The sequence below is a fragment of the Shimia haliotis genome (assembly GCF_900114415.1).
Lineage (GTDB): Bacteria > Pseudomonadota > Alphaproteobacteria > Rhodobacterales > Rhodobacteraceae > Shimia > Shimia haliotis.
This window is the reverse complement of record NZ_FOSZ01000003.1, coordinates 453399-476090: the sequence shown is the minus strand read 5'-3', so window position 1 is coordinate 476090 and position 22692 is coordinate 453399. Positions and strand designations below refer to the sequence as shown.

General features: G+C 56.2%; 21 protein-coding genes and 1 riboswitch. Of the genes, 9 read left to right on the top strand and 12 right to left on the bottom strand.

The annotated features are described in order from the left end of the window. Window positions 1–11: 11 nt before the first annotated feature. The 5 genes from BM069_RS10535 to BM069_RS10515 all read right to left on the bottom strand — a co-directional run bounded on the left by BM069_RS10535 (window position 12) and on the right by BM069_RS10515 (window position 4327). Window positions 12–683, bottom strand: coding sequence for a hypothetical protein (locus tag BM069_RS10535; RefSeq protein WP_093323508.1), 672 nt, complete (start codon window positions 681–683; stop codon window positions 12–14). A 209-nt stretch (window positions 684–892) separates the two neighbouring features. Further along, window positions 893–1402 (bottom strand): hypothetical protein, encoded by a 510-nt coding sequence (locus tag BM069_RS10530; protein WP_093323507.1) that lies wholly within the window; start codon window positions 1400–1402, stop codon window positions 893–895. A gap of 158 nt (window positions 1403–1560) precedes the next feature. Then, window positions 1561–2103, bottom strand: coding sequence for a DUF4166 domain-containing protein (locus BM069_RS10525; protein WP_170846728.1), 543 nt, complete (start codon window positions 2101–2103; stop codon window positions 1561–1563). Continuing rightward, entirely contained in the window at window positions 2100–2567 is a 468-nt protein-coding gene (locus BM069_RS10520; RefSeq protein ID WP_244503591.1) for a thiol-disulfide oxidoreductase DCC family protein, read from the bottom strand. Before BM069_RS10520 ends, BM069_RS10525 begins: the two co-directional genes overlap by 4 nt. 143 nt (window positions 2568–2710) lie before the next feature. After that, a complete protein-coding gene (locus tag BM069_RS10515; RefSeq protein WP_093323504.1) occupies window positions 2711–4327 on the bottom strand; it encodes a glycoside hydrolase family 43 protein in 1617 nt (538 codons plus the stop codon). Between the two features lie 163 nt (window positions 4328–4490). After that, window positions 4491–4621, top strand: a riboswitch (FMN riboswitch). A gap of 72 nt (window positions 4622–4693) precedes the next feature. Here BM069_RS10515 and BM069_RS10510 point away from each other — a divergent pair. Then, window positions 4694–5143 (top strand): 6,7-dimethyl-8-ribityllumazine synthase, encoded by a 450-nt coding sequence (locus tag BM069_RS10510; protein WP_093323502.1) that lies wholly within the window; start codon window positions 4694–4696, stop codon window positions 5141–5143. A 64-nt stretch (window positions 5144–5207) separates the two neighbouring features. On the opposite strand, the gene BM069_RS10505 is transcribed toward BM069_RS10510, so the two are convergent. Next, the gene (locus tag BM069_RS10505) at window positions 5208–6290 is read right to left on the bottom strand and encodes an NAD(P)/FAD-dependent oxidoreductase (RefSeq protein ID WP_093323501.1); all 1083 of its coding nucleotides are present in this window, start codon (window positions 6288–6290) and stop codon (window positions 5208–5210) included. Between the two features lie 109 nt (window positions 6291–6399). Here BM069_RS10505 and BM069_RS10500 point away from each other — a divergent pair, with 109 nt between their 5' ends. Continuing rightward, window positions 6400–6738, top strand: coding sequence for a MerR family transcriptional regulator (locus BM069_RS10500; protein ID WP_093323500.1), 339 nt, complete (start codon window positions 6400–6402; stop codon window positions 6736–6738). Between the two features lie 16 nt (window positions 6739–6754). On the opposite strand, the gene BM069_RS10495 is transcribed toward BM069_RS10500, so the two are convergent. The 5 genes from BM069_RS10495 to BM069_RS10475 form a co-directional block, all read right to left on the bottom strand. Further along, window positions 6755–8200, bottom strand: coding sequence for a hypothetical protein (locus BM069_RS10495; RefSeq protein ID WP_093323498.1), 1446 nt, complete (start codon window positions 8198–8200; stop codon window positions 6755–6757). Window positions 8201–8481: 281 nt separating this feature from the next. Further along, on the bottom strand, window positions 8482–9426 hold the full coding sequence (tal, locus tag BM069_RS10490) for a transaldolase (protein ID WP_093323497.1): 945 nt from the start codon (window positions 9424–9426) through the stop codon (window positions 8482–8484). Window positions 9427–9621: 195 nt separating this feature from the next. Beyond that, complete coding sequence (locus tag BM069_RS10485) at window positions 9622–10731, bottom strand: NADH:flavin oxidoreductase (protein ID WP_093323496.1); 1110 nt, start codon at window positions 10729–10731, stop codon at window positions 9622–9624. A 223-nt stretch (window positions 10732–10954) separates the two neighbouring features. Beyond that, complete coding sequence (locus BM069_RS10480; protein WP_093323495.1) at window positions 10955–11212, bottom strand: DUF1150 family protein; 258 nt, start codon at window positions 11210–11212, stop codon at window positions 10955–10957. A 4-nt stretch (window positions 11213–11216) separates the two neighbouring features. Beyond that, a complete protein-coding gene (locus tag BM069_RS10475; protein WP_093323591.1) occupies window positions 11217–11630 on the bottom strand; it encodes an Hsp20 family protein in 414 nt (137 codons plus the stop codon). Between the two features lie 201 nt (window positions 11631–11831). Here BM069_RS10475 and BM069_RS10470 point away from each other — a divergent pair, with 201 nt between their 5' ends. The 3 genes from BM069_RS10470 (at window position 11832) to BM069_RS10460 (ending at window position 13693) form a co-directional block, all read left to right on the top strand. Next, window positions 11832–12056, top strand: a complete 225-nt coding sequence (locus tag BM069_RS10470) for a YdcH family protein (protein WP_093323494.1) — start codon at window positions 11832–11834, stop codon at window positions 12054–12056. A 76-nt stretch (window positions 12057–12132) separates the two neighbouring features. Next, window positions 12133–12624 carry a 5-(carboxyamino)imidazole ribonucleotide mutase gene (gene purE, locus BM069_RS10465; protein WP_093323493.1) on the top strand — a complete coding sequence of 164 codons (492 nt, stop codon included), beginning with the start codon at window positions 12133–12135 and terminating at the stop codon, window positions 12622–12624. After that, window positions 12617–13693, top strand: a complete 1077-nt coding sequence (locus BM069_RS10460; RefSeq protein ID WP_093323491.1) for a 5-(carboxyamino)imidazole ribonucleotide synthase — start codon at window positions 12617–12619, stop codon at window positions 13691–13693. The genes purE and BM069_RS10460 overlap by 8 nt, the downstream gene beginning before the upstream one ends. A gap of 332 nt (window positions 13694–14025) precedes the next feature. Here BM069_RS10460 and BM069_RS10455 read toward each other — a convergent pair whose 3' ends face one another. Next, the gene (locus BM069_RS10455) at window positions 14026–14985 is read right to left on the bottom strand and encodes a LysR family transcriptional regulator (protein ID WP_093323490.1); all 960 of its coding nucleotides are present in this window, start codon (window positions 14983–14985) and stop codon (window positions 14026–14028) included. 183 nt (window positions 14986–15168) lie between these two features. On the opposite strand from BM069_RS10455, the gene argF reads away from it, so the two are divergent. The 4 genes from argF to BM069_RS10435 all read left to right on the top strand — a co-directional run bounded on the left by argF (window position 15169) and on the right by BM069_RS10435 (window position 22482). Next, window positions 15169–16215: an ornithine carbamoyltransferase gene (gene argF, locus BM069_RS10450; protein WP_093323488.1), complete on the top strand. Its 1047-nt coding sequence runs from the start codon at window positions 15169–15171 to the stop codon at window positions 16213–16215. 9 nt (window positions 16216–16224) lie between these two features. Then, complete coding sequence (gene aguA, locus BM069_RS10445; protein WP_093323487.1) at window positions 16225–17331, top strand: agmatine deiminase; 1107 nt, start codon at window positions 16225–16227, stop codon at window positions 17329–17331. A gap of 929 nt (window positions 17332–18260) precedes the next feature. Next, window positions 18261–20393: a glycosyltransferase family 61 protein gene (locus BM069_RS10440; protein ID WP_244503590.1), complete on the top strand. Its 2133-nt coding sequence runs from the start codon at window positions 18261–18263 to the stop codon at window positions 20391–20393. A 94-nt stretch (window positions 20394–20487) separates the two neighbouring features. Next, the gene (locus BM069_RS10435) at window positions 20488–22482 is read left to right on the top strand and encodes a hypothetical protein (RefSeq protein ID WP_139216179.1); all 1995 of its coding nucleotides are present in this window, start codon (window positions 20488–20490) and stop codon (window positions 22480–22482) included. Window positions 22483–22692: the final 210 nt, after the last annotated feature.

The following is a 22692-nucleotide window of genomic DNA, read 5'->3' as shown; positions in this document are numbered from 1 at the left end:
TGACATCACGCTTAAGACCGTATTCGTGACAACCTTTGGGCAAAAGATGGGTCGATCGGACCCTCCCAATTGTCTGCCTCTGAAGTGGGCCGATACAACAGATGCCGGGAGCGGTGCGGTGTCACTTTTTCCAAAAGTGCAGCAATTGCAGGATCCCGCCAGATCAACCGCTGGATTCGTCGTCCGACAAACCGCGCCATCCTGTCCTGACCAATCAACGCCCCCACCAGCAACAGAGCGGACACCAAGACCAAAACCAGCATAGGAATAAACATCGGCTGCCAGTAAACGATGAAACTCAGGAAAGCGATCGACAACAACCTTGGCGTTGTTAACAACCGCCGCAAAGCCCGACCGGGCCCGCCTTCGACGATGGTCAGCCTGCGCCATTCTCTTTTCGGTGGTGCTTCGGCCCACTGCTGCCAATCACCGGCGTCGTTTTCCACCTTGGCGCGCTCTTGATCAGGATCCCAGTTCGAAGTCTGTGCTCCGGGCGTTGTCCTGACCAAAACCGCCTGTTCCGGCGGGTTCGACGGCACACCGGGGATCACATCGTCTTCCGCCACCAAAAATCGAATAGCGTCCAGCGTTTCTTCGCCAAAAGGCTCGCCAGGCTCTTTTATGTCCGCTCCGTACTGCGGAATGTCTCGAGCCTCATAAAGGGTCGGATCTTCGTTGCTCATACCAATCACCCATGTAGCGCTTCCACCAACGGCAGAAGAGTGCCACGTCAATATTCTCAACCGGCTTGGCCATGCGAGAATCACACTTAGAATTTGGGCATTTAGGGTTGGTTGGAAATTGGAACAACAATGGGCAAAGGTGTGGCAATTTCAAGGCAACCCCTCAAACCTACCATTCCTTCGCCTGTCAAAGATCGTGTTGTCTGCGTCTAGTCGCCGCCGGACAACAACCTCTGCGCGAGCCGCAGCTCATGCTGCCAATACTCAAGACACCAGCCATAGAAATCCCGCAAACCATCGCGCACGCGCTCAGGGCCCACGGCCACCGCGGCCACCAAAAACAAAACCAGCGACCAAATCAACACACGCACCGCCGCAGTAGGCATCACGGCAGCAACCGTTCCCACCAGAATCAGCGACAGCAACCGCGGTCTCGGCCAGCGGCGCGCCATCAGCGCGGCCCGCTCAGCTTCGATCAGCGCCATCTCGGTGGCAGAAACCCCAGCCAGATCAGGCGCATTTCGCTGCATAGCAGCCTCAACTCGGGAAACCCCCGATGTAGCACCATCATCGCCGCCATACCCCAACATCCGCCGCGCGGAGTCGATCAGCACCCACCGTGTCTCTGTCTGCGATTTGACCGCAGACTCAATGTCGGCCCGCTCCGGCAGGAACGGTCCAGTCTCATCAAAATCGCCAAGCCGCCAATTTTGCGCCATAACGTGATCCCATGTGTAGTGCCCCAAGCTCCACAGCCAGAAGCCGCAGTCACCGAAATGGTTGCTAAATGGTTAATAAGGCGAGTTTTTGTGAGGTTTGCGACCTTCTTTGGGCCAATCCTGTCGCAAATGCGGCGCGGCTCCGACGGCACAAGTCCTCAAGCCGTTACGTCTGATCGCTTCTCACCTGGCGCGAGCCACCCCTGATACGTCAATACCGGCCAGCCCAAAACGGGGAGCGCGGCCACCACCTCAAAGTGATACCGCCCACTGTTTGCCCATTCTCGCATGCGCGTATTGCGCCATAGGCCTCTTGGCACCCGAACTCCGCGCACGCGCACCTCAACAATGCGCAGCCGTAGTCCATCGTCGGAGACTTCCGCCACACTGTCCACTCTCACCGGACCAAGCGCCTCAGACAATTTCTGACCGTCCAGCCAAAGCCGCGATTGCATATTGTGTCCCGCGACCTGCCGGACCCAGATTTCGGCATTTCCATCCGCTTGCTTCGTCAAAACCAAAGGGGCCGCCTCGCAAGCACGCGGAAAGCCGATCGCCACAAACAAGATCTCCGCGAAGGGAAGCTGGCCGTAGCGCACCGTCATTTCACCTGTGAACGGGCCCATCTGGCGATGTACCACCCCACATTCCGGCGCAAGAGCATTCAACCCACAGCCGAGCCATCTGGCGTAAAGCGTCACGACACCAAGCGCCGCTTCAACACATCATCAGGCAGCGCGCACAAATCATCCCGTCCAAACATCGCATACCGGTTGCGGGCGATCCGCGCATACAGCCAATCTTGCATCCACAGCGGCAACAACGTCAAAGGCGCCAAAGCCCGAAACGCCCAATGCAGACGGGGCGCCAACAAAAGAATCGCCTGCAACGATCCCCAAGCCTTACCGTCTTCAATCAACAACCAACTCTCCGGATCATCGGGCGCGAGACCATAATGCGACAGTAACGCCCACCCAAGCGGACCCTGCGCCGTGGTGATCCGAATGCAATCCCTGCTGTCATGCGCCGCAATGAACCGCGCGGCGCGTGAACACAACGCACAGTCACCATCCATCACCAAAAGCACCCGCGACCGGTCACTCCAGCCACAGCCAACCTCAGCTTCATAGGAATAAGCCTCCCGCGCGACAGGCCTCATCGTCATCCTCGCTCCACTCCCAGACAAGCCTAGCCGCCCTGCCCCTGTCCACAACCCCAAAGTCTGGACCTCTTTGGGCCTGATCTACCCTCGGGAGTTTGGAGCAGGCAGCCCCAGTCGCAGCGATGATGCCTCGCGAGCAGTGCGCTCTACCCGTTCACAACCTCGAGATAGGCAAAATCCGCCGCCTTGCCCCGACCGGTCAAATCCTGCGCAGCGACGCCAACAAAATTGCCGGTGAAGTTCGAATGCTCTCCGCGCACGCCTTCGTCAGACAAAATAGATGCATCCAGAACCGGACCGATCGCCCGAAACGGCCCTTCGCCAACTGCATAGAAAAACTGCAACTCAGCGTGATTAATCTCCAGCCTTAGCCGCACGGACCCCGCCTCTGGCAACGCCACCATTTCACCTAAAGGATACGTCACACGCCCCTCCGGCCAATCCGCGCAAGACAGAATGTTGAGCGCCCGCCCGCCGGTCTCAGGATCCATCGTCACTGCCAAATAGTGAAACTGCGTGCGATTATAGTAGGCCGCGAGACCCGCCATCTGCTGATAGCTTTCCGGCGCAAAAGTCACCTCTGTTTCGGCTGCACAAACCCATTCCGTCTGCCGCGCCGCCACCAATGCCTGCTCAAACCACGACCCAATCGACTCCCGCCCGAAAAGCCGCAACGCATCTTCGCGCAACTCAAACAGCCGCTCTGTTTCGGGGCTCCGCAACCATTGCAACTGCGGCGGCATCTCGGTCATCTCAACAAAATCAAACCGCGCCGGCACCTCGGGCCACGGATGCGGAGCCAAGGCGGGCGCCTCTTCCACAGGACTTGGCTCCATCCCGCCATTCGCCAAAAGCAGCCATCCGTCCTCGCGCCACTCACAGCGCGCAATCCCGCTCTCGCGCCCCATTTGCGACCGCCGCGTGCCGGGCAACGGCCGCGTGCACAGATAGGTATGCCAAGGCGTTCCATCCGGCAGCTCCACATACTGTCCATGCCCAGTTCTTTGCAGCGGATGCGCATCGTTGTCCCGCACCGTCAGCAAATGCTTGTTCGGGTGGGTTTCATACGGCCCGCGCAAATCGCGGGACCGCGCATAGGTCACAGCATGCTCATAGCCCGTGCCGCCCTCGGCCGTAATCAGGTAATAGTACCCGTTTTTCTTCATCAAATGCGGCGCTTCGGTCAGGCCAAGCTCGGTTCCGGGATAGACATTCGTGATCTCCCCCACCAACCGCTGCTCCTCAACAGAAAACTCCTGCAACAGAATGCCGCCAAAGAACGGCGCGCCCCGCCGGTCCGAATTGCCCATCGTCGCCAGATGGTTCCACACCATATTGACCAGATACTTCTTGCCGTCCTCATCGTGAAACAGCGACGGATCAAATCCGCTAGAGTTCAGATAGATCGGATCGCTCCAAGGCCCCTCGATGTTTTCGGCGGTCACCAGATAGTTGTGCGCATCTTTGAAGTTTCCGTCCAGCCGCTTCACGTCCGTATAAATCAGCCAGAACAGCCCATCCGCATAAGACAACGCCGGCGCCCAGACGCCGCAGCTGTCTGGATTGCCCCGCATGTCCAGCTGCTCTTTGCGTCGCAACGGTTGCGCCAGCGTGCGCCAGTTCACCAGATCACGAGAGTGGCTGATTTGCACGCCGGGATACCATTCAAACGTCGATGTCGCGATGTAGTAGTCTTCGCCCACACGGCAAATTGACGGATCGGGGTGAAACCCCCGCAGGATCGGATTTTCAATCTGGGGCATCGCTCGCTCCTCCCAAAGCTGATGTTAGCGCCAACTCAATCAATCTTTCCGCCTCTCGCCAAGTATTTTTTTCGAGCCTCAAACAAAATACCAGCCAAATTCCACCGTTGCGTCACACCTACGCAAACCCTTTGACCTGACGCCCTAACCTTGCCTAATCTCCGGCCATTCTCGGGGCGGGGTGAAATTCCCCACCGGCGGTGAAAGCCCGCGAGCGCCATCATGGTGATGGGTCAGCAGACACCGGTGAAATTCCGGGGCCGACGGTTAAAGTCCGGATGATAGAGAATGGGTAAGGTCGCGCCTTCGCTGGCGCCGGCCCCCTGTGCGCTCTGGGATCTTGTCGTAGGAGAAAGGATCAGAGCCATGACAAAATCCCCCAAATTCGCCTTCATCAAGGCCCGCTGGCACGCCGACATCGTCGATCAGGCGCTTGTGGGCTTTGAGGCGCAACTCAAAGACCTCGGCGTGAATGCCGAGATCGACACCTTCGACGTGCCCGGCGCGTTTGAAATGCCGCTGCTGGCACAAAAGCTGGCCGAGACCGGTGACTACGCGGCCATCGCCGCAGCCGCTTTGGTGGTGGACGGCGGCATCTACCGCCATGATTTCGTGGCCCAAGCTGTCGTCACCGGCCTGATGGAAGCCGGCCAGAAAACCGGCGTTCCGGTGCTCTCTGTGTCCCTGACACCGCACCACTTCCAGCCTTCTGAGGAACATCTCACCTTCTACCATGAGCATTTCCTGAAAAAGGGGCGCGAGGCCGCCAACGCCGCCGTGCAGATATCAGCGCTGCATGCGCAGCTTGCGGGGTGATCCACACGCCAACAGCACCCCCAACCAGAAATGGGGGTGCCAGCCTTGGCAATGCGCCTGACGGTCAGGACTTTGTATTGAACAACTTATGCGTCTTGGTCAGGAAAAGATCTTTGCCTTTGATCACACGGGTCAGGAAATCACCGGCCGTGAACAAGCTCAGGAAGGATTGCCCCTTTTGGGGACCAAGCGGCAAAAGGATCGGCGCCTTAGACCATGGCTTATACGGTTTCACGTCCTCAACCTTTGCTCCGCCAACAACGGCTATCAGCATCTTCTTGAGCCAAGGCAGTTGGCGCGAGATCGCGACGATGGTCATGCCATCGCCAATATCGGCCACATCCCCCACCGCAAAAACATTGGGCATCGCCGTCGGCCGCATCCACTGATCGTTCTTGATCCGCTGTTCGCCGCTCATCTTGACCCCCTGCAAATCCTGCAACAGCCCTGACACCGCGCGTGATCCGATCACCGGAATGATCAGATCCGCTGTCACCGCCTCTCCGGTATCAAGCTGCAACGTGCCGGCATAAGGCGCCGAAAGGTGTTCAAGGTTCTCGACCCGCGCGCCCAGTTTCATCGTCACATTGGCAGCCTGCAACTTTGCCAACAGCCCTTTGCCCAGCGCCTTTGGCATGTCCGGAAACAACGACGGTGTGGCAGATATCAGGGTCACATCTTTTTCGGGCATAAAATGCGCGATTTCACCCGCCAGTTCGGACCCCACAGCCCCCGCCCCGACAATCGCCACCGTTTGAGCCTGCTTCAATAGTCCGTGAACCCGTGCATTCTCCGCACGCAGCGTCGCGATGCCATTTCCATTGGGTCGAAACGGCGTTGCATTATCCGATCCGGTCGCCACCACGACATAATCCGCATCAACACGGCGCCCATCTTCAAGCGTGACACCGTCGCCATCCACGCCCGTCACCCGCGCCTGAATGACTTCGCCCCGTGTCAGCAGTTTGTCATAGGGGATCAACGCCTGATCCAACAATTCCGGAGTCACCAGTGCGCGGATCATCGCAGGCGTATGCACAAAATGACTTTGCTGCTCAATCAGCGTCACATCCGCTTTGTCCTGCAACGCTTTGGCAAGCTCCGCACCGGCATAGCCGCCCCCCACGATCGCAATACGTTTGCTCATACCCAATCCTTACCTGTCCATCCGGTTGCAATTTTCTGTCTACCGCGTCATCTAAGGTAGGCAATTACAAAAAACAATAGACCACGGTCCACGGTTTAGGAAGAATGCGATGCGCATCGGAGAACTAGCAGAGAAATCAGGCGCGAGCCGCGACACCATCCGGTTTTACGAACGCAATGGCCTGATCACCTCAAGCAAAGGGAACAGCCCAACCAACAACTATCGGGAATATCCCGAAGATAGCTTGTTTCGCCTGAACTTCATCACCGGTGCACGCGAGGCAGGCATGTCTGTGGCTGACCTACGCACGATTTTTGACGCCATGGCAGGCAGCTGTGACCAAGAGGCCGGTCACAAAGTTGTCGCGCAAAAGGTCGAAGAACTGGAAGCCCGCGCCAAACAGATCGAGGACGTCATCGCATTTCTGGAAAACGCCCTCGCCGATTAATGGCCTTGTGGCCTGTCTACTTCGCCCGATCCGCTGTCAGCCATGAAAAATCGGTCAGCGCGACATTCGCCAGACACGCGCTCTCGGCTGTGAGATCCTCAAGCAAATCAGGACACAGGCTTGTCTGATAGCCGGTTTTGCCCTTGCTGTCTGGCGACGTATGGCCCGCCCGTTGATGGCAATTGCGGCAACTGGTGGCAATCGGGTGGGTCACGCCCTCAATATAGGGGTTCACCGAAATCTTCAGATTATCCCCAACTTCGGGGAAAATCTCGGTGCCTTGCGTCAACAAATAATTCTGCCAAGGCCCAACGGCACTCGTCAGCTCAGGCCGGTCTTTGGCATATTCGCCCGTGTCGGGCTCATTGACCCACCAAACGCTTTGCAACGTCCATGTTGGCACTTCTTTGGTGAACACATGCATAGCAACCGTCACCAGATAATCGCCTGGTTCAAACGGCTTATCATAAAGCCAAAAGCTCGCCGCATTCAGGATCGCCTTGTCCGCTTCATCAAAAAGGGCCCAGTCCGCCTCGGTGACTTGGTGGTGGTAAAGATCCTCGATCGGCACAATTGGCGCAGTGACGGTCCGCGTGTCCATGGGTGACCCGTCGTTTTCTTCCACCCCATACAGGAAAGACACCTCCGCCTCCCCTGACTGTGCATTGCTGGGATCAATAGCGACCACGCTCTCCCACAACTCATACCCCCAATAGCCGGTAAAACTCGGATCCCACTGCGTTCCATTGTACCAAGGCACCGCCGTCAAACCATCTGCCTTCACTGGCCAATACATATGTTTGGTGAAAATCGCCTCTGCGGGGAAGTCGACACTTTTGCCGTCTCTGTTCATCTGATCCAGCGTCGACTTTTTATAAAGTTCGCCTGCCACTATTGCTTCAAATCCGGCAGGTGACATCGACTCCGTTGCAACCATGATATCGCCGTTAAAGGCAAAATACGCCCCGTCATAAAGAGACACCTCACCCGAGCCCGACTTTTTCAAGGCGCCTTGGAAATTCTCCTTCACATACTCGGGCAAAGGATACTGCGGCGCCGGAGTGCTGACGTTTGGAGCATCCGTTTCCACAGGCGCCACCCGCGCCATCTGCGCATGCTGAGACTTGCGGATCGACGGATGAAGCGCTTCCGGCGGGGCCATGTCCTGCGAAAAAGCTTGTGAACCGGTTGGCCAGCTGAACCAAACCGGCCAGCTGTTGTTATCCCCCGCGTCCAGCGGCTGCATGATTCCTGCCCAAAGCCCCCAACCATGTTCACGGATTGCCGAACGCATGTTTTCCTGAACAGCGTTTTCAAGTTGTTCGGTGTGCTCAAAATATCCGTACCCGGACGGGATCGGCTGATATGTCGGGCGCCCGTCCTGCGCGCGGACCTGTGATGCAAATATAGCTGCCCCAATCGCGGCAATGGCAAGTGAACGTGAAACTGGCGTTACAAACATGCTGGCGTCCTATCGGTTGGTGTCAAAGTTCTGGTCTTGACAAAGTGGAGGCTCCGGTCTTCGGCGTGAAATTTCAGCCACCGGTCTCCTCGGGAGTAAGTCACACCCACTTAACACGTTTAACGCGTATCACCAAAGTGTTTACCGCCCTTAGCGTGTTTGTCGAGTGCGCAAACAAAAAGGGCAATCACGACTGACCGCGATTGCCCTGCTGTTCCTACCGTCGGACCACTGCCAAATGACACCGACGCAATACCGACGTTTTACCGACGCGTTGCAGCTTACTGCAAACGCTCCGCGACCATGGCGATCAGCTTCTTGTGGTCGACGTCAAACTTGCGGATGCCTTCCGCCAGTTTTTCGGTCGCCATCGGGTCCTCGTTCATCTCCCACCGGAACGTCGCTTCGTCCATGGTGACCGGCGCCAAGCCGCTAGCGTTGTCAGGCGACAGAACGCGCGGCAGTTCAGCGTTTTCATTGCCCATTTCCTCAAGCAAAGCAGGCGCAATCGTCAAGTTGTCACAGCCCGCCAAGGCCTTGATCTGACCCGAGTTGCGGAACGACGCGCCCATCACCACGGTCTCGATGCCGTTGGATTTGTAGTAATCATAAATCCCGCGCACTGACTTCACGCCAGGATCTTCATCCGGCGCATAGCCTTCCACGCCTTCGGCCGCCTTGTACCAATCGGTGATCCGGCCCACGAACGGCGAAATCAGGAACGCTTTTGCATCGGCACACGCCACCGCCTGCGCCATCGAGAACAGGAGCGTCAGATTGCAGTCAATACCTTGTTTCTGAAGGATTTCCGCCGCGCGAATACCTTCCCAAGTGGACGCCAACTTGATCAGGATGCGATCCTTGCCAATGCCACGCTCGGCATAATCCGCCACAATCGCCTGCGCCCGCTTCACCGACGCTTCGGTGTCAAACGACAGACAAGCATCCACCTCGGTCGACACACGCCCCGGAACCAGCGACGTCAGACGCGCGCCCACAGCCACCGTCAGCGCATCCGCGACCTGCTCGGCAGTCCAGCCCGCAGCCCGACCTTTTTCGATCTCTGCGGCTACCAACTCTTCAGAACCTGCATCCTTCAACGCGGCCAGAACCAGTGACGGGTTGGTGGTGCAATCCACCGGCGCATATTTCTTGACGGCCTCGACTTCGCCGGTGTCGGCGACAACCACGGTCATCTCTCTCAACTGATCCAAAACGCTTGCCACGTTCGCTCTCCTTATCTGGGGTCGCGCCTCGCGCAACGCCTATCGCATATTGGGGTCACTGCCTTTTAGTCCGCTTCTGCCATGGCAAACAACACCCAACAGACACATCTGCGCCAATCCACGCCTACTGTCCTATAGGGCAACAAAAAAAGGGCCGCGCACCGCGCAGCCCCATAATATTTGATTCGCTGAAATTCAGACCAGTTTCTGCAACATGTCTTTCTCATAAGCCGCCAAGTCTTCAAACTTGCCGTCCTGAACCTGATTGGCCCAATCGGGGTTCGCAATCAAAGCGCGGCCCACGGCGACCATGTCAAACTCGTCCTTCTCGAAACGTTCCAACAGGTTATCAAGGCTTGCAGGCTCGGCTTCGTTGAACTCAACAAACCCGTTTTCCGGCAGGAAATCCTGATTGAGACCAACGCTGCCCACGGTGATCGTCGGCTTGCCCGTTAACTTGCGCGCCCAGCCAGCGAGGTTCAGGTCGCTGCCCTCAAACTCCGGCTCCCAGAAACGGCGGGTCGAACAATGGAAGATGTCCACGCCAGCGTCCGACAACGGCTTCAAGAAGCCTTCCAGCTCTTCCGGCGTCTCACACAGGCGGGCCGTGTAATCTTGTTGTTTCCATTGTGAAAACCGGAAGATGATCGGGAAGTCTTCGCCCACTGCCGCGCGCACAGCCTTCACCAGTTCCAGTGCAAAGCGCGACCGCCCTGCGAGATCGCCACCGTATTCATCTTCGCGCACATTGGTGCCGTCCCAGAAAAACTGGTCGATCAGATAGCCATGCGCCCCATGTAATTCGATTGCGTCAAAACCGATCTTCTTGGCGTCCGCTGCCGCCTTGGCAAAGGCTGCGATCACCTCGTCTATGTCGGCCTGCTCCATCGCGTGACCGGTGACTTTGCCGGGTTTTGCCATGCCGCTGGGGCTGTGGCCTGGCTCGTCACCACCGGGATTTACACCCGGGCGACGGATTCCGCCCACATGCCACAGTTGCGGGGCAATCTTGCCACCCGCCTCGTGCACAGCATCCACAACCTTTTTCCATCCCGCCAGCGAATCTTCACCGGAAAACGCAGGCACATTCGGATAAGCAATCGCCGCCTTGTGGCCCACGAATGTGCCTTCGGTGATAATCAGCCCAACACCGCCTTCAGCCCGCGCCTTGTAGTAAGCAATGTTTTTAGAATTCGGCACGTTGCCCGGTGAATACATCCGGGTCATCGGCGCCATTGCCACGCGGTTCTTGACCTGCAACTTGCCCAAATCGACGGGGGTAAAAAGAATATCCTGACGGCTCATCTGTTGTGTTCCTTGTGGCTTGGGCCTGCTGCGGCCGCTTTGGAACAAGCTCTACTGAGCCAACGGCAACGCGCAATATTTTCTGCCCAAAAATCGCATTTCTGACCCCACGTCGCAAAGGCTCCACCCGCCGCAAGCACCCTGCTGCCGAGGTGAAACCCAAAGAAAAACCCACCACAATCTCTCGCGGCGGGTTCCTATACCGATTGTCAAAAGCTTGGGCTCAGTGCACAGCCACCGGCGCATAGTCGTGATCGCGCGCCAGCATGAACGCCATCTTGCGATCTTTCACAAGCGCCAGCCGTTCACCCTCCGCGTCATGCACCGCATAAAGCGTTTCTCCATCCTCGACCTGGTCCTGAACCTCTTCAGGCAGATCTGCCGTTGCCACCGGGCGCACATAAACGATGCGGTCCGCCACGTGGCCTTCAAACTCATTTGGCTCAAAGTCGTCGGCGTCAAACTCATACTCATCATACATCGCCCTACCCCTTCTTAATCTGGATTGTCTGCACAACCGTCTCCGGTTTCGCCCGTGTCAGATCGACATGCAGCAGTCCGTTTTCCATCGCCGCTTCGCCCACTTCAACACCATCTGCCAGAACAAAGCTGCGCTGAAACTGGCGCGCAGCGATCCCGCGGTGCAAAAACACACGCCCCTCGCTGTCATCGCCCTGACGTCCACGGATCACCAACTGACGATCCTCGACCGTGATGCTCAGATCTTCCTCACCAAAACCGGCCACAGCCAAGGTGATGCGGTAAGAAAAATCGGAAGTCTGTTCTATGTTGAAAGGCGGATACCCTTCATTGCCCGTCTTGGCGGTGCGTTCCAGAAGGCGTTCCAGTTGCTCGAACCCGAGCATGTGGGGGTACGTCCCCAAAGTGTGCTTAGTCATCGACACGTCCTTATCAAAGCGACAGCCATGCGCCCGTCCCATCCTGGCAACCGACGCACTTTCGAATATGGGGGGCTTCTTGGGCAGAGGCAAGGCCCGCCGGCAAGACTCAGCACATTAACCGCTGCGCGCCTTCGACACTTTGCACGTGCCCGCCAAGTGCCTATATTCGAAGAAAATCAAGAACAAGGATGTCAGAAAATGAGCGACGCGCGCGACCTGTCGATGAAAACCGATGACGTGCTGCAGGTGGAGCTTGAGGTGTTCAAACAGGAACACAGGGATCTGGACGAAGCGATTCATGCCCTTGTTGAACGCGGCAAAAACGATCAACTCACGATCCAGCGCCTGAAGAAACAAAAACTGCGCCTAAAGGACATCATCGCACGCATCGAAGACCGCCTGACACCGGACATTATCGCCTGATCCGCCGCATTGCAGAAATTGCGAATCCCGCTATAACGCGCCTTTATTCCTTGGAACGTATACGCGGGAACCGGACATGACGGACACACCACAGGTCGGCATCATCATGGGCAGCCAATCAGACTGGCCCACCATGAAAGAAGCAGCCACCCTTCTCGAAGAACTTGGCATCCCCTACGAGAAGAAAATCGTCTCCGCCCACCGTACACCGGACCGGCTCTGGTCTTACGGCAAAGAGGCCGCGGGCCGTGGCCTTCAGGTGATCATCGCAGGTGCCGGTGGTGCCGCGCACCTACCCGGGATGATGGCCTCCAAAACCCGCGTGCCGGTGATCGGCGTGCCGGTTCAGACCCGCGCACTCTCTGGAGTCGACAGCCTCTATTCTATTGTGCAAATGCCTAAAGGGTTCCCCGTTGCCACCATGGCAATCGGGGCCGCAGGGGCCGCCAACGCGGGCCTGATGGCCGCTGGCATTCTCGCCCTGCAAGACTCTGGTCTTGCCGCCCGTCTTGATGCATGGCGCGACGCCCTGTCTGCCTCCATTCCGGATGAGCCCCAAGATGACTAAGCCGCTCGCCCCCAACGCCACCATCGGCATTCTCGGCGGTGGCCAGCTTGGCCGTATGCTCTCAGTTGCGGCCTCCCGGCTGGGATACAAAACCTGCATCTTTGAGCCAGGCGGCGACTGCCCCGCAAGCCACGTGGCCAACTATCACTTCCAGAAAAGTTACGACGACGCCGACGCCCTTCGCGAATTCGCCAAATCCGTCGACGTCATCACCTACGAGTTCGAAAACATCCCGACCTCGGCACTCGACATCCTCGAAGAGCACTGCCGGATCCACCCAAACCGCGACGCGTTGCGGGTGTCACAAGACCGCCTGACCGAGAAAACCTTTCTGCGTGATCTGGGCCTGATGACCGCCCCCTTCGCCACTGTGGACGACGCCAACAGCATGGCGGCGGCCATTGCCGAGGTTGGCGCGCCTTCTATCCTGAAAACCCGCCGCTTCGGCTATGACGGCAAGGGCCAAGCCCGCCTGAAGTCCTCTGAGGACGCCGACACCGCGCTCGCCGACATGGCCGGCGCCCCCGCGCTTCTCGAAGGCTTCGTGAATTTCTCCCACGAGGTCAGTGTGATCGCAGCCCGTTCGATTGACGGTCAGGTCTCCTGCTTTGACCCCGGCGAGAACGTGCACAAGGACGGCATCCTGTCCACCACCACCGTGCCTGCCCGCCTCACTGGCAGTCAGCGCATGGACGCAGTCCTGCTCGCCGGCAAAATCCTCAATGCGCTGAATTATGTTGGCGTGATGGGGGTCGAACTCTTCGTCACACCTCAAGGCCTGATCGTGAACGAAATCGCCCCGCGCGTGCACAACTCCGGTCACTGGACGCAAAACGGCTGCACCATCGACCAGTTCGAACAACACATCCGCGCCGTGGTTGGCCTGCCTCTGGGCGACGGCCAGCGCATGAACGATGTGGTCATGGAAAACCTGATCGGCGACGACATGGACCGCCTGCCCGATCTGCTCGCGGAACCAACCTCTGCTGTGCATCTCTATGGCAAAGCCGACACCAAGCCGGGCCGCAAAATGGGCCACGTCAACCGCGTCAGCCCAAAGTCGAGCTGACCAGCGCTTCCTATTGCCTGAAATACCTTGGGGTGAGGCCGCAAGGCCGAGGGGCAACGCCTTTTAGCCAATCCGCCAATTGCACTTTCAGCGGCGGCCCCGTTTCGGCCACTGCTGACTGGCAATTTGTGGGCCTAAGTCTCGGTGAATCGCGTCTAATGCGATCCCAAACTGCATTTGGAGTCCAGCACGTCAAACAGCGGCTCACAGCCCAAAGCGGACATTGCTCATCTACAAAATGGGCAGGGAGCGGACTATCGTTATCTGATCACTTATTGGCGTACCAAGCAGGTTCCTAAATATGCAGCCGTTGATCCCAATGATGACACCATTCACAAATGACTTTTATTGGACTTCTGGATCAGAGTTGCCGGAGCATTCAACGACGCGAGAAATTCTGATTGTAGCGCTTTGAATTCACTCGCAATTTTAGTGAGTTCCAGGAGGACTCCTTCGATCTTTTTGTCATCGGTTTTCGTGCAGGTTGCATGGTAGCGAACACAAAAGACAGGCGCGCCGAAGAGCGCCACGAGACTGCCGCTGTCCAATTCATGTTTACATGTAACCGGGTCCGCTATCAGCACCCCCAACCCTTGCGTTCCGGCCTGAACCGCATGGGCGAAGTCATCGAAGTATATGCTCTTGCCTTCCGCAATACTGGCGAGATCGAATTGATCCAGCCATGAGTGCCAGCTTTCTCTGTCATCCCCTTGCAGCAGTTGAAAATCAACAATGTTCTTTGGCTCTTTCGGGTCGCCATGCTGACGCAAAAGGGACGGGGCGCAAGCGGGGAAGCCGTAGAGATCCAACAAATCGACAGAATGAACATCGTTCCAGGTGCGCGGCTCGTGAAAGTGGACCACGATGTCCACTCCCTTCGGATAGATGTCGGGCAAAGTATGGGGGGTCAGAACCTCGATGTCCGCTCCATGCGCGGCTTCGCGGAGTTGGCCCAGCTTTCCAATCAGGCACTTTGAGAAAAAGCTTGGATCACAAAGCAGGGTAATCACATCGCGATTGGTTTGGGCATCAAATCGGGCGGTGGCGATTTCCAGTAAATCCAACGCTTTGGAGTAAGACGAAACCAGTTCGCGAGACCTGTCTTTGAGTTTCAACCTGCCTTTTTCACGGTCAAACAGATTCTGACCAAACCAGCTTTCCAGCTGCTTGATTTGCTGGCTCAGGGCGCTGTGCGTCACGAGCAATTCATTGGCAGCATTGCCGATATGTTGATGTCTTGCCACCGCTTCAAAGGCGCGAATGGCGGCAAAAGGGGGCAACTTCCTACGCAAGGGGCTGATAATCCTGAATTATTTAAACCATGTTAGCTCCACTTAACTCCGAGTGTAATGCTTTGAAATTTCGCCATCAACTGGTGTCCGGTATCTGAGTGGCAAGTCGCCGATGACGATAGATTTGCCAAGGCAATCTCACGCTTCGACCACTGCCCTGAAACCCGAAGACGGAATATCCTCATGAAAAACTTCATTGACCCCTGGGACTTCACAACCGACGAACTGATGGAGCTGGTTGACTTCATCCTTCTTTTGAAGAAGGCCGACAAACTTGGCGCATGCCCCAAGCTGCTTGAGGATGCCTCTTTGGGCATGATCTTTGCCGCCCCTTCCACACGTACCCGTGTGTCCTTTGAGGTCGCCATGACCAAACTTGGCGGTCACGCGCTTTATTTGCGTCCGGGCGAGCTGCACCTTGGCTCCCGCGAGACCATCAAGGACACCGCGTTGACCCTGTCGCGCATGTGCGATTGCATCATGGCGCGCATCCACAGCCCAGAAGACATGGAAGAGCTGTCCAAATGGTCGAGCGTGCCGGTGATCAACGGAATGACCGACTACAACCACCCGACACAGGCGCTCTGCGATCTCGTGACAATCGTGGAAAACATGCCAGAAGGGAAAACCCTGTCCGACATCACATTGACCTTTGTCGGCGACACCACCCTATTTGAATGTGTGCTAAACACAATGAACCAGATCCTGCCGCGCTTTGGTGGCAATGTGGTTTTCGCATCACCCGAAGGATACTCGCTTTACGACGACGCCTCCCCGTATCGCGAAAAGCTGATCTCGCGGGCAGAAGAAGCCTGCAAAATCGGCGGTGGGACATTCAAAGTGCTGAACGATCCGATCGAAGCGGTCAAAAACGCAGACTTCATCTACACTGGCCCGTGGACATATCATGGCAACGAAGACGAAAAAGAAGCCCGCGACAAGGTCTTCATGCCGAAATTCCAAGTGAACGCCGACCTTGTGGCACATGCACCGGATCATGCCCAATTTATGCACTATGGTCCCGCCCTGCGCGGTCAGGAAATGTCTGAAGAGATCATGGATCACGAACGCTCTCTGCTGGTGGATGAGGCGGAAAACCGGTTGCACACTGAAAAAGGCCTGCTGGCCTGGTATATCTATCCGAACCTGAAACGCGCCTCGACCGAAGTGAAAGCTGCAATGCAGGCCGACGCCGAACTCTTCGTGCTCGAAAATCAACGGGAGGCATAAGGAGCAACAATGTCACAAGTGCTGCAATCAACACCTCGTGCGGATGGCTTTAGGCTCTGTGCGGAATGGGAACGTCAAAAACAAACCTGGCTGATTTGGCCGGAACACGCCAACAACTGGCACAGCGGGGCAAAACCGGCCCAACGGGTTTGGGTTGACCTGTGCGCGACCATCGCAAAATTCCAGCCTGTCACAGTGATCGCAAGCGGGGATCAATACAAAACCGCGCGCTACATGTTGCCTGACAACGTGCGCGTCGTGGAGATGTCGGTCAACGACAGCTGGTGCCGGGATTCCGCGCCGAGTTTTGTGAAGAATGACAAAACCGGGGAAATCCGCGGGGTGCGTTGGCAATACAACGCCTACGGCGGTCTCGAAGACGGGCACTATTTCCCGTGGGACAAAACTGCGCAGGTGTCTGGCAAGATTTGCGAAACCGAGTGGTTGGATTCCTACATCGCGCCATTGACCGTTGAAGGCGGCGCCATCCACACCGATGGCGAAGGCACGTTGATGACCACCGAGGCTGTGTTGTGCAACTCCAATCGCAATCCGGGATTGACCAAAGAGGAAATCACCGAGCAGCTATGTGACTACTGCGGAGTGCAAAAGGTGATTTGGCTGCCAGCCGGCCTGCCAACTGACGTCACCGGTGGCCACATCGACGATCTGGCCTGTTGGGTTGCCCCTAGCGAAGTGCTGCTTCAATGGACAGAAGATCCGGATGATGAATCCTATGAGGTCATTCAAGACGCTTACAAAAGACTGTGTCGGGAAACCGATGCAAAGGGGCGCACACTCAAAGTCCACAAGATGCTTCAGCCGAAGAACCCGATCGTTGTCACGAAAGAAGAGGTCGAAAACTACGATCTGGCTGAATATGAGATCGAGATTGAGGAAGGGTTCCAGCAGACCGGATCCTACATCAATTTCCTGCTCGGAAATGGCGTCGTCATTGTCCCAAGCTACGATGACCCCAACGACGACGACGCCGTCAAAACATTGACGGGCCTGTTCCCGGACCGCGAAGTTCTCAAACTCACAAACGCTCGGGAAATTGCCCTAGGTGGCGGTATCATTCACTGTATCACGCATGAACAGCCTGCAGCTGGATGATCGGCTGAAATAACGACCCAACAAAAACTTCAGTGGGGCGCAGCTTTGCGCCCCGTTTTGCATACCAAGATGTGGGAGTAGCAATTCAGCGTGGTTACGCTCAGCCAGATAGGTCAAAATCAAGAATTCCAACACGCTGAGAGCAACAATCGCTGACTATGCGGCTGGCCCAACATGCAGCTCGAGAAACGAATGAGAGCTTTGCAAAGCTGCGGTGTAGCACTTCGGCACCCTGCCACAGCTGGCGATAGGTCGTTCAAGCCTGCCCTACCTATCTTTGATCAAAATTTTGCAAAACTCACTTTCCGCGCATTGCCGCCTTTCGTTCGCGGTGCAGCATCCGTCAAAACGGGCTCCAAACTGCCTTACGACGGTGCAGCGCCAAGTTTTAGGCCAGCGGCGCCTTTGGGGATGCTCTAGTGATCGGCCCCAGCCCTATGCGGAAATTGCCGGACCTTCACGCGAGCGGTTTCGAGCGATGCCTCAATCAACAAAATGCTAGTGTAGCAGTTAGTCGGAAAGCAACATCCGCAAACTGAAGGAGCTCCAAGCCGGTCGTCTTGCCTAAGCGAACCAGAGACAGTTACGAACGAGATTGATCCATGTGCCATTGTTCGCCCAAACCGGTGAACCATTTGACAACGCCAACCCACAATCTGCGTAGCCAGCTGCTTAGCCCGAAGTTTTCCGGATGGCAAAGCGTCGACGCCGCAAGAATTATTCATGTTCAGGACATAAATTTAACATGACGCTTGTATAGACCAATATAGACTAATTTTGGATTTGAATTGGAAAGATCGTTTGTGGAAAAGCTTGAACTAGACAAAGCCGGTGACCTTGAACGCGTCCAAAACGCGCTCGTCATTCCGCCTTTGGACGAGACAGGTTCCCGAAATCACCCATGTGGGGTGCTTTCGCCTGACGGCCAAATGGTCACCAATTCCATCAGCTGGACCGACAGCACAAGCCCGGTCAACTCAAAACCCGATTTGCCCTCTAGCGCAGACACGTTGGCCGGCACCTGGATGTTTGGCGGGACGCTGTACGGGCATTTTGGTCACTTCATATTGGAATCCCTGAGTAGAATTTGGGCACTCGAGGACCTGCGCGGGAAAATTGATGGCGTGATATTCACGCCAAAACGCAACGACCCTCAGTTTCATCAGGTTTTGAAACAGCTGAGACCGCTGATGGAGGCGCTTGGGTTTGACGTTGAAGCGCGCGTGGCTTTGACGCCTACCCGCGTCGATACACTGTACGTACCCCGTCAGGGCATTGGCATGCATGATCTCATGGAGGGCAGTCAGAAGTTTCGCGACTTTATGAAAAAGCGCGCCGGCGCCGATATTCCAGCGGACGGGGCCTCAAAGATCTACATCTCGCGCAGCAAGCTGCCCCCGCATCGTGGCGGCCTGATATGCGAGAACATTCTTGAGGAATATCTGGCCGCAGAAGGCTACGAAATGTTTCATCCACAGAACCATTCGGCCGCCGAACAGATTGCCGCCTATAAAGCCGCCACACACATCATTGCCGTTGACTGTTCGCCGCTGCACCTTCTGGCCTATGTTGGGAATGCGTCGCAAAAAGTGGGCATTTTAACCCGACGCAGCATGGCATTCAGCGCGGATTTCGTGCGCCACCTGAAAGCCTTTAACAATGGGGTTGCGTTTGAAGTTGACGCGTTGGATCGGGACTGGATTCCGGGCCGTGGTTTACGCCCAAGCCGCAGCTCTTTCGGGGAAATGAATTTTGAGAAAGCGTGGGAGGTCTTGCACGCCAACGGCATGGTGTCTGTAAAAACGCCCTGGCCTGCGTTGACTGACGCTCAGCGCCAAGAAGATTTGGATCGGATCGCGTTGCTGCACGACAACTCCTTTCATCCTCTGGACGAAAACATTGCCATCCGCGACGCGAAACTTGCCGAGCGTGAGGCCAAGCAGCGCGCTCATGCGGCCAAGTCTGCCGTGGCCAAAAAAAGCGCCCCAAAAGAGCGCCTGCACAGTCAAAAACAGCCTTCCTCGGTCATCACCCCCATCATGCCGATCAATATTGCTACGCCATGGGAGCCGCAGCCGTTACCTGTTTCGTCTACAGCTGCGTCACCGCCAGAGAAAATGGCCGCCTCAGACAACGAAATGCAGCCAAATCATGCGCCAAAATGGTTGGTGGACTTCCGCCGCTCAGCATGGCGGCGCGGTTTTTATCATTCAGAAGAAAACTTCGCCGCACTGTTTGCAAACCGCGGCGGCGAACATCTGTTTGTGTCTTTTGACGACTTGGTTGCGACAAGGCACGATCAAATTGATCGCGAAGCTTGGGGGTACGGCCTGGCTTCCAAGGCAGACTGGTCTCACCTAGGCGTTTTCTCCTTCAGCCCCAATTGGTATCGCGATGCGACCTTGTTTGACTATCTGCATCGCCTACGCGACAGCGGTTTTTTCGCACAGTTCAAGAGCGTGACGATGAGTGGCATTTCGATGGGAGGATATGCGGCCTGCGCGTTTTCTTCCCTTGTTGAAGATGCGCAAGTTTTGGCTTTTTCACCGCAATCGACATTGGACAACACTTTGGTGCCGTGGGAACAACGGTTTCCTTCGGGGCGGGCGGCCTCTTGGGATGGGCCCTATGCAGATGCAGCCGAAGAGGTTGCAACGGCGGGGAAGGTGTATCTGGTGTATGACCCGCTTGAGGCATCTGATTTGCGACACGCACAAAGGTTCACTTCATCAAATGTTGTCCATCTGCGAGCGCGATACACAGGCAGCAACGGCGTTTTGCGTTTGGTTCAAGCGGATATGTTCAGCAGGTTGATGCGTGCGACCGCGCAGAAACAAATGGACGAAACACGTTTCGCTGCGGAATACCGGACAATGAGAACTCGGACGTGGTTCCTGCAAGAAATGTGCCATCGCTTGGAGGCCAGAAATCGCCCCGATCTTTTGGAACGTGTTGCTCAGTTTGCAGTGTCGAACGATATGCGCGGATACGCAGAGCGCATCAAGCAGAGGGCCGAGATTTTGCGTCAAACCGGCGCCGGTTCAAAAGCGGGTGGAGTGTAGCATGTCACACGGTTTGGACGACTTTGGAGAAAAATGGCCCGCGTTGCCGGGCGTTAGCCTGTTTATGGCAATGAGTGACAGCGCGCCGACGCTGTTGGAATGGGTGTTGCATCACCGCGTTTTGGGCTTTGGTCAAATCACGGTTTATGGTGATGGAGCCAATTCAGAGGCGGAAGCGCTTTGTCGTGCGCTTCACGACGCAAAGTTGATCCGCTACATACCCCCCCAGCTAAAAGGCCTGAGTGCCAAAAAAGCGCGGGAACAGGCCAGCATGGAGCATATGCTCGACAGTGCCAATGATGACCGTGATGAACTGGCATTGTGGCTGGCGCCGGAGGACTTTGTCATTGTTTCAGTAGGTGACGGACGGCTTTTGGATTTGACTGACGTCTTGCCACCAGCACTCGATCTACTGAGTTTGACAACTCAAATGGTTGGTGGAAGCAGGCAACTTACCTATCAGCCGGACCTGCTCATGCGGCGCTTCGATGCTGGCACGGGCGCTGGCGAAGGTGGGCCCATTTTTGCAACGTCCCTTCGCACCCTGTTTCGCCCATCAGTTGCGGCATCTGTTCAGCCCAACCGCCCAAAATTGAAGCCCAAATACAAAAAAGGCAAAGAAACGCTTCAGTGGCTGGATGGTGGCGGACAGGATGTTTTTGAGCGGTATCGCGAAAAAGGTTGGAAGTCGCCCAAAACAGACCCTGGGTTTGGGCTCGCCCGAGTGGTCTCCTTTACAGCACAAGACCCCGAAACGTGGCTGCTGCGAAAAACGGACTCATCAGACACTCTTCGTTTTATCACGCCAGATATGCTGAAGGCGTCCATCGAGAACTACGCGCGGTTTAACTTTCTACAAACCAAGGTTTCTGGGTTGGATCGAGATATCAGTCGACTCGAAGCGGCAAAGGAAGCCGTTTTTGAGGCCGTGCCTTCGATCAGAGATGCGCATCTCGCCGTCGTCGAAGAGTTTCGCACAAGAATGAACCGACTTCTTGCCAAGCAAGACCCGCAGGCGGCTGCCGCTATCAAACTGTTCGTGTCTGGCAAAAACCCCGCTGCCAACATGTATCAGTGGGAGGTTCCAATGGGGGTTGAGACCACACTCCCTCCAGTGTCGGAAGCCAGCTCGACTTGGGCAGCCATGCACAATGCAACAAAGCCAGACCTGAGCGAAGAGGACATGTTCGCAGACGAAGATGACTCCCCAAAAGAGTTGGAAAACACGGCAAGCAACCCGGAAAAAAGCCATGCGCCTGAGTGGTTGAGCGATCTCAGGCTATCAGGACACGCACATGGCTTTTATCATTCCATGCCGAACTATGGATGCAGCTATGTCGCGCGCAGCCAAGAGCATCTTTTGATCTCGTTTGATAATCTGTCCTCTGTTTCTGAAAACCCTGTTGAACGCGGGCCTTGGGGGTATGGGTTCGTGCGCAAAGCGGGGTGGTCTCATCTGGGCGTTATGACCTACGTGCCTGCGTGGTACCGCGACGAAACTTTGCACGACTACTTAACCTCCCTGAGAGATTCAGGTTTTTTTGCACGTTTTAAGAATGTCACATTGTTTGGCACATCAATGGGCGCATATGCTGCCTGTGCCTTCGCCTCTCTTGTTCCTGGGTGCAGGGTCGCAGCATTTTCGCCGCAATCCACATTGTCCAAACGGTTGGTCCCTTGGGAGCCGCGTTATCCAGCTGGTCGACGGGCGGATTGGACAGGCGCTTTCGTCGACGGGAGTAAGGAGGTGGCGGCCGCGGAGAAGGCATGGATCTTTTACGATCCTTATATGCCGCTTGATGTGAAACATGTGGAACGTTTCAACAGTCCAAATGTGCATCGGGTGCCATTGCGAAATGCAGATCACAAAACCGCGCTTGTGCTTCGAAATGGCGGCGTGCTCAGCAAAGTCGTGCGAAAAATTGTTGAAGACGAGGCAAGTGTTCCCGCGATCCATCAGCTTTACAGGCAGTGTCGAACGGACAATCTTTATTCATCTAACCTGCTCAAGCGAGCAATGACAAGCGGCGGCCCAAGTCGCCAAAACCGTGTCGAACTGGCGCTTAGGAGTATCGCAAACAGTCATTAACACTAAGAGCCGTTCTGGCTGGGATGCCTGCACACTATCTTCGCTAACAAAGGAACAAACCTGCCAGGAATGAACATAGTCATGCGAGGACTGAGCAACTTGGAAGCTTGAAGTCGCAATGCTGACCTATGTCCGCTCCCCGAGCTGGTGCCCAAAGGATTTTGAAGAAGCCAACGGCCGATATGGGCCATGCTTGGCAGTTTGCAAAAT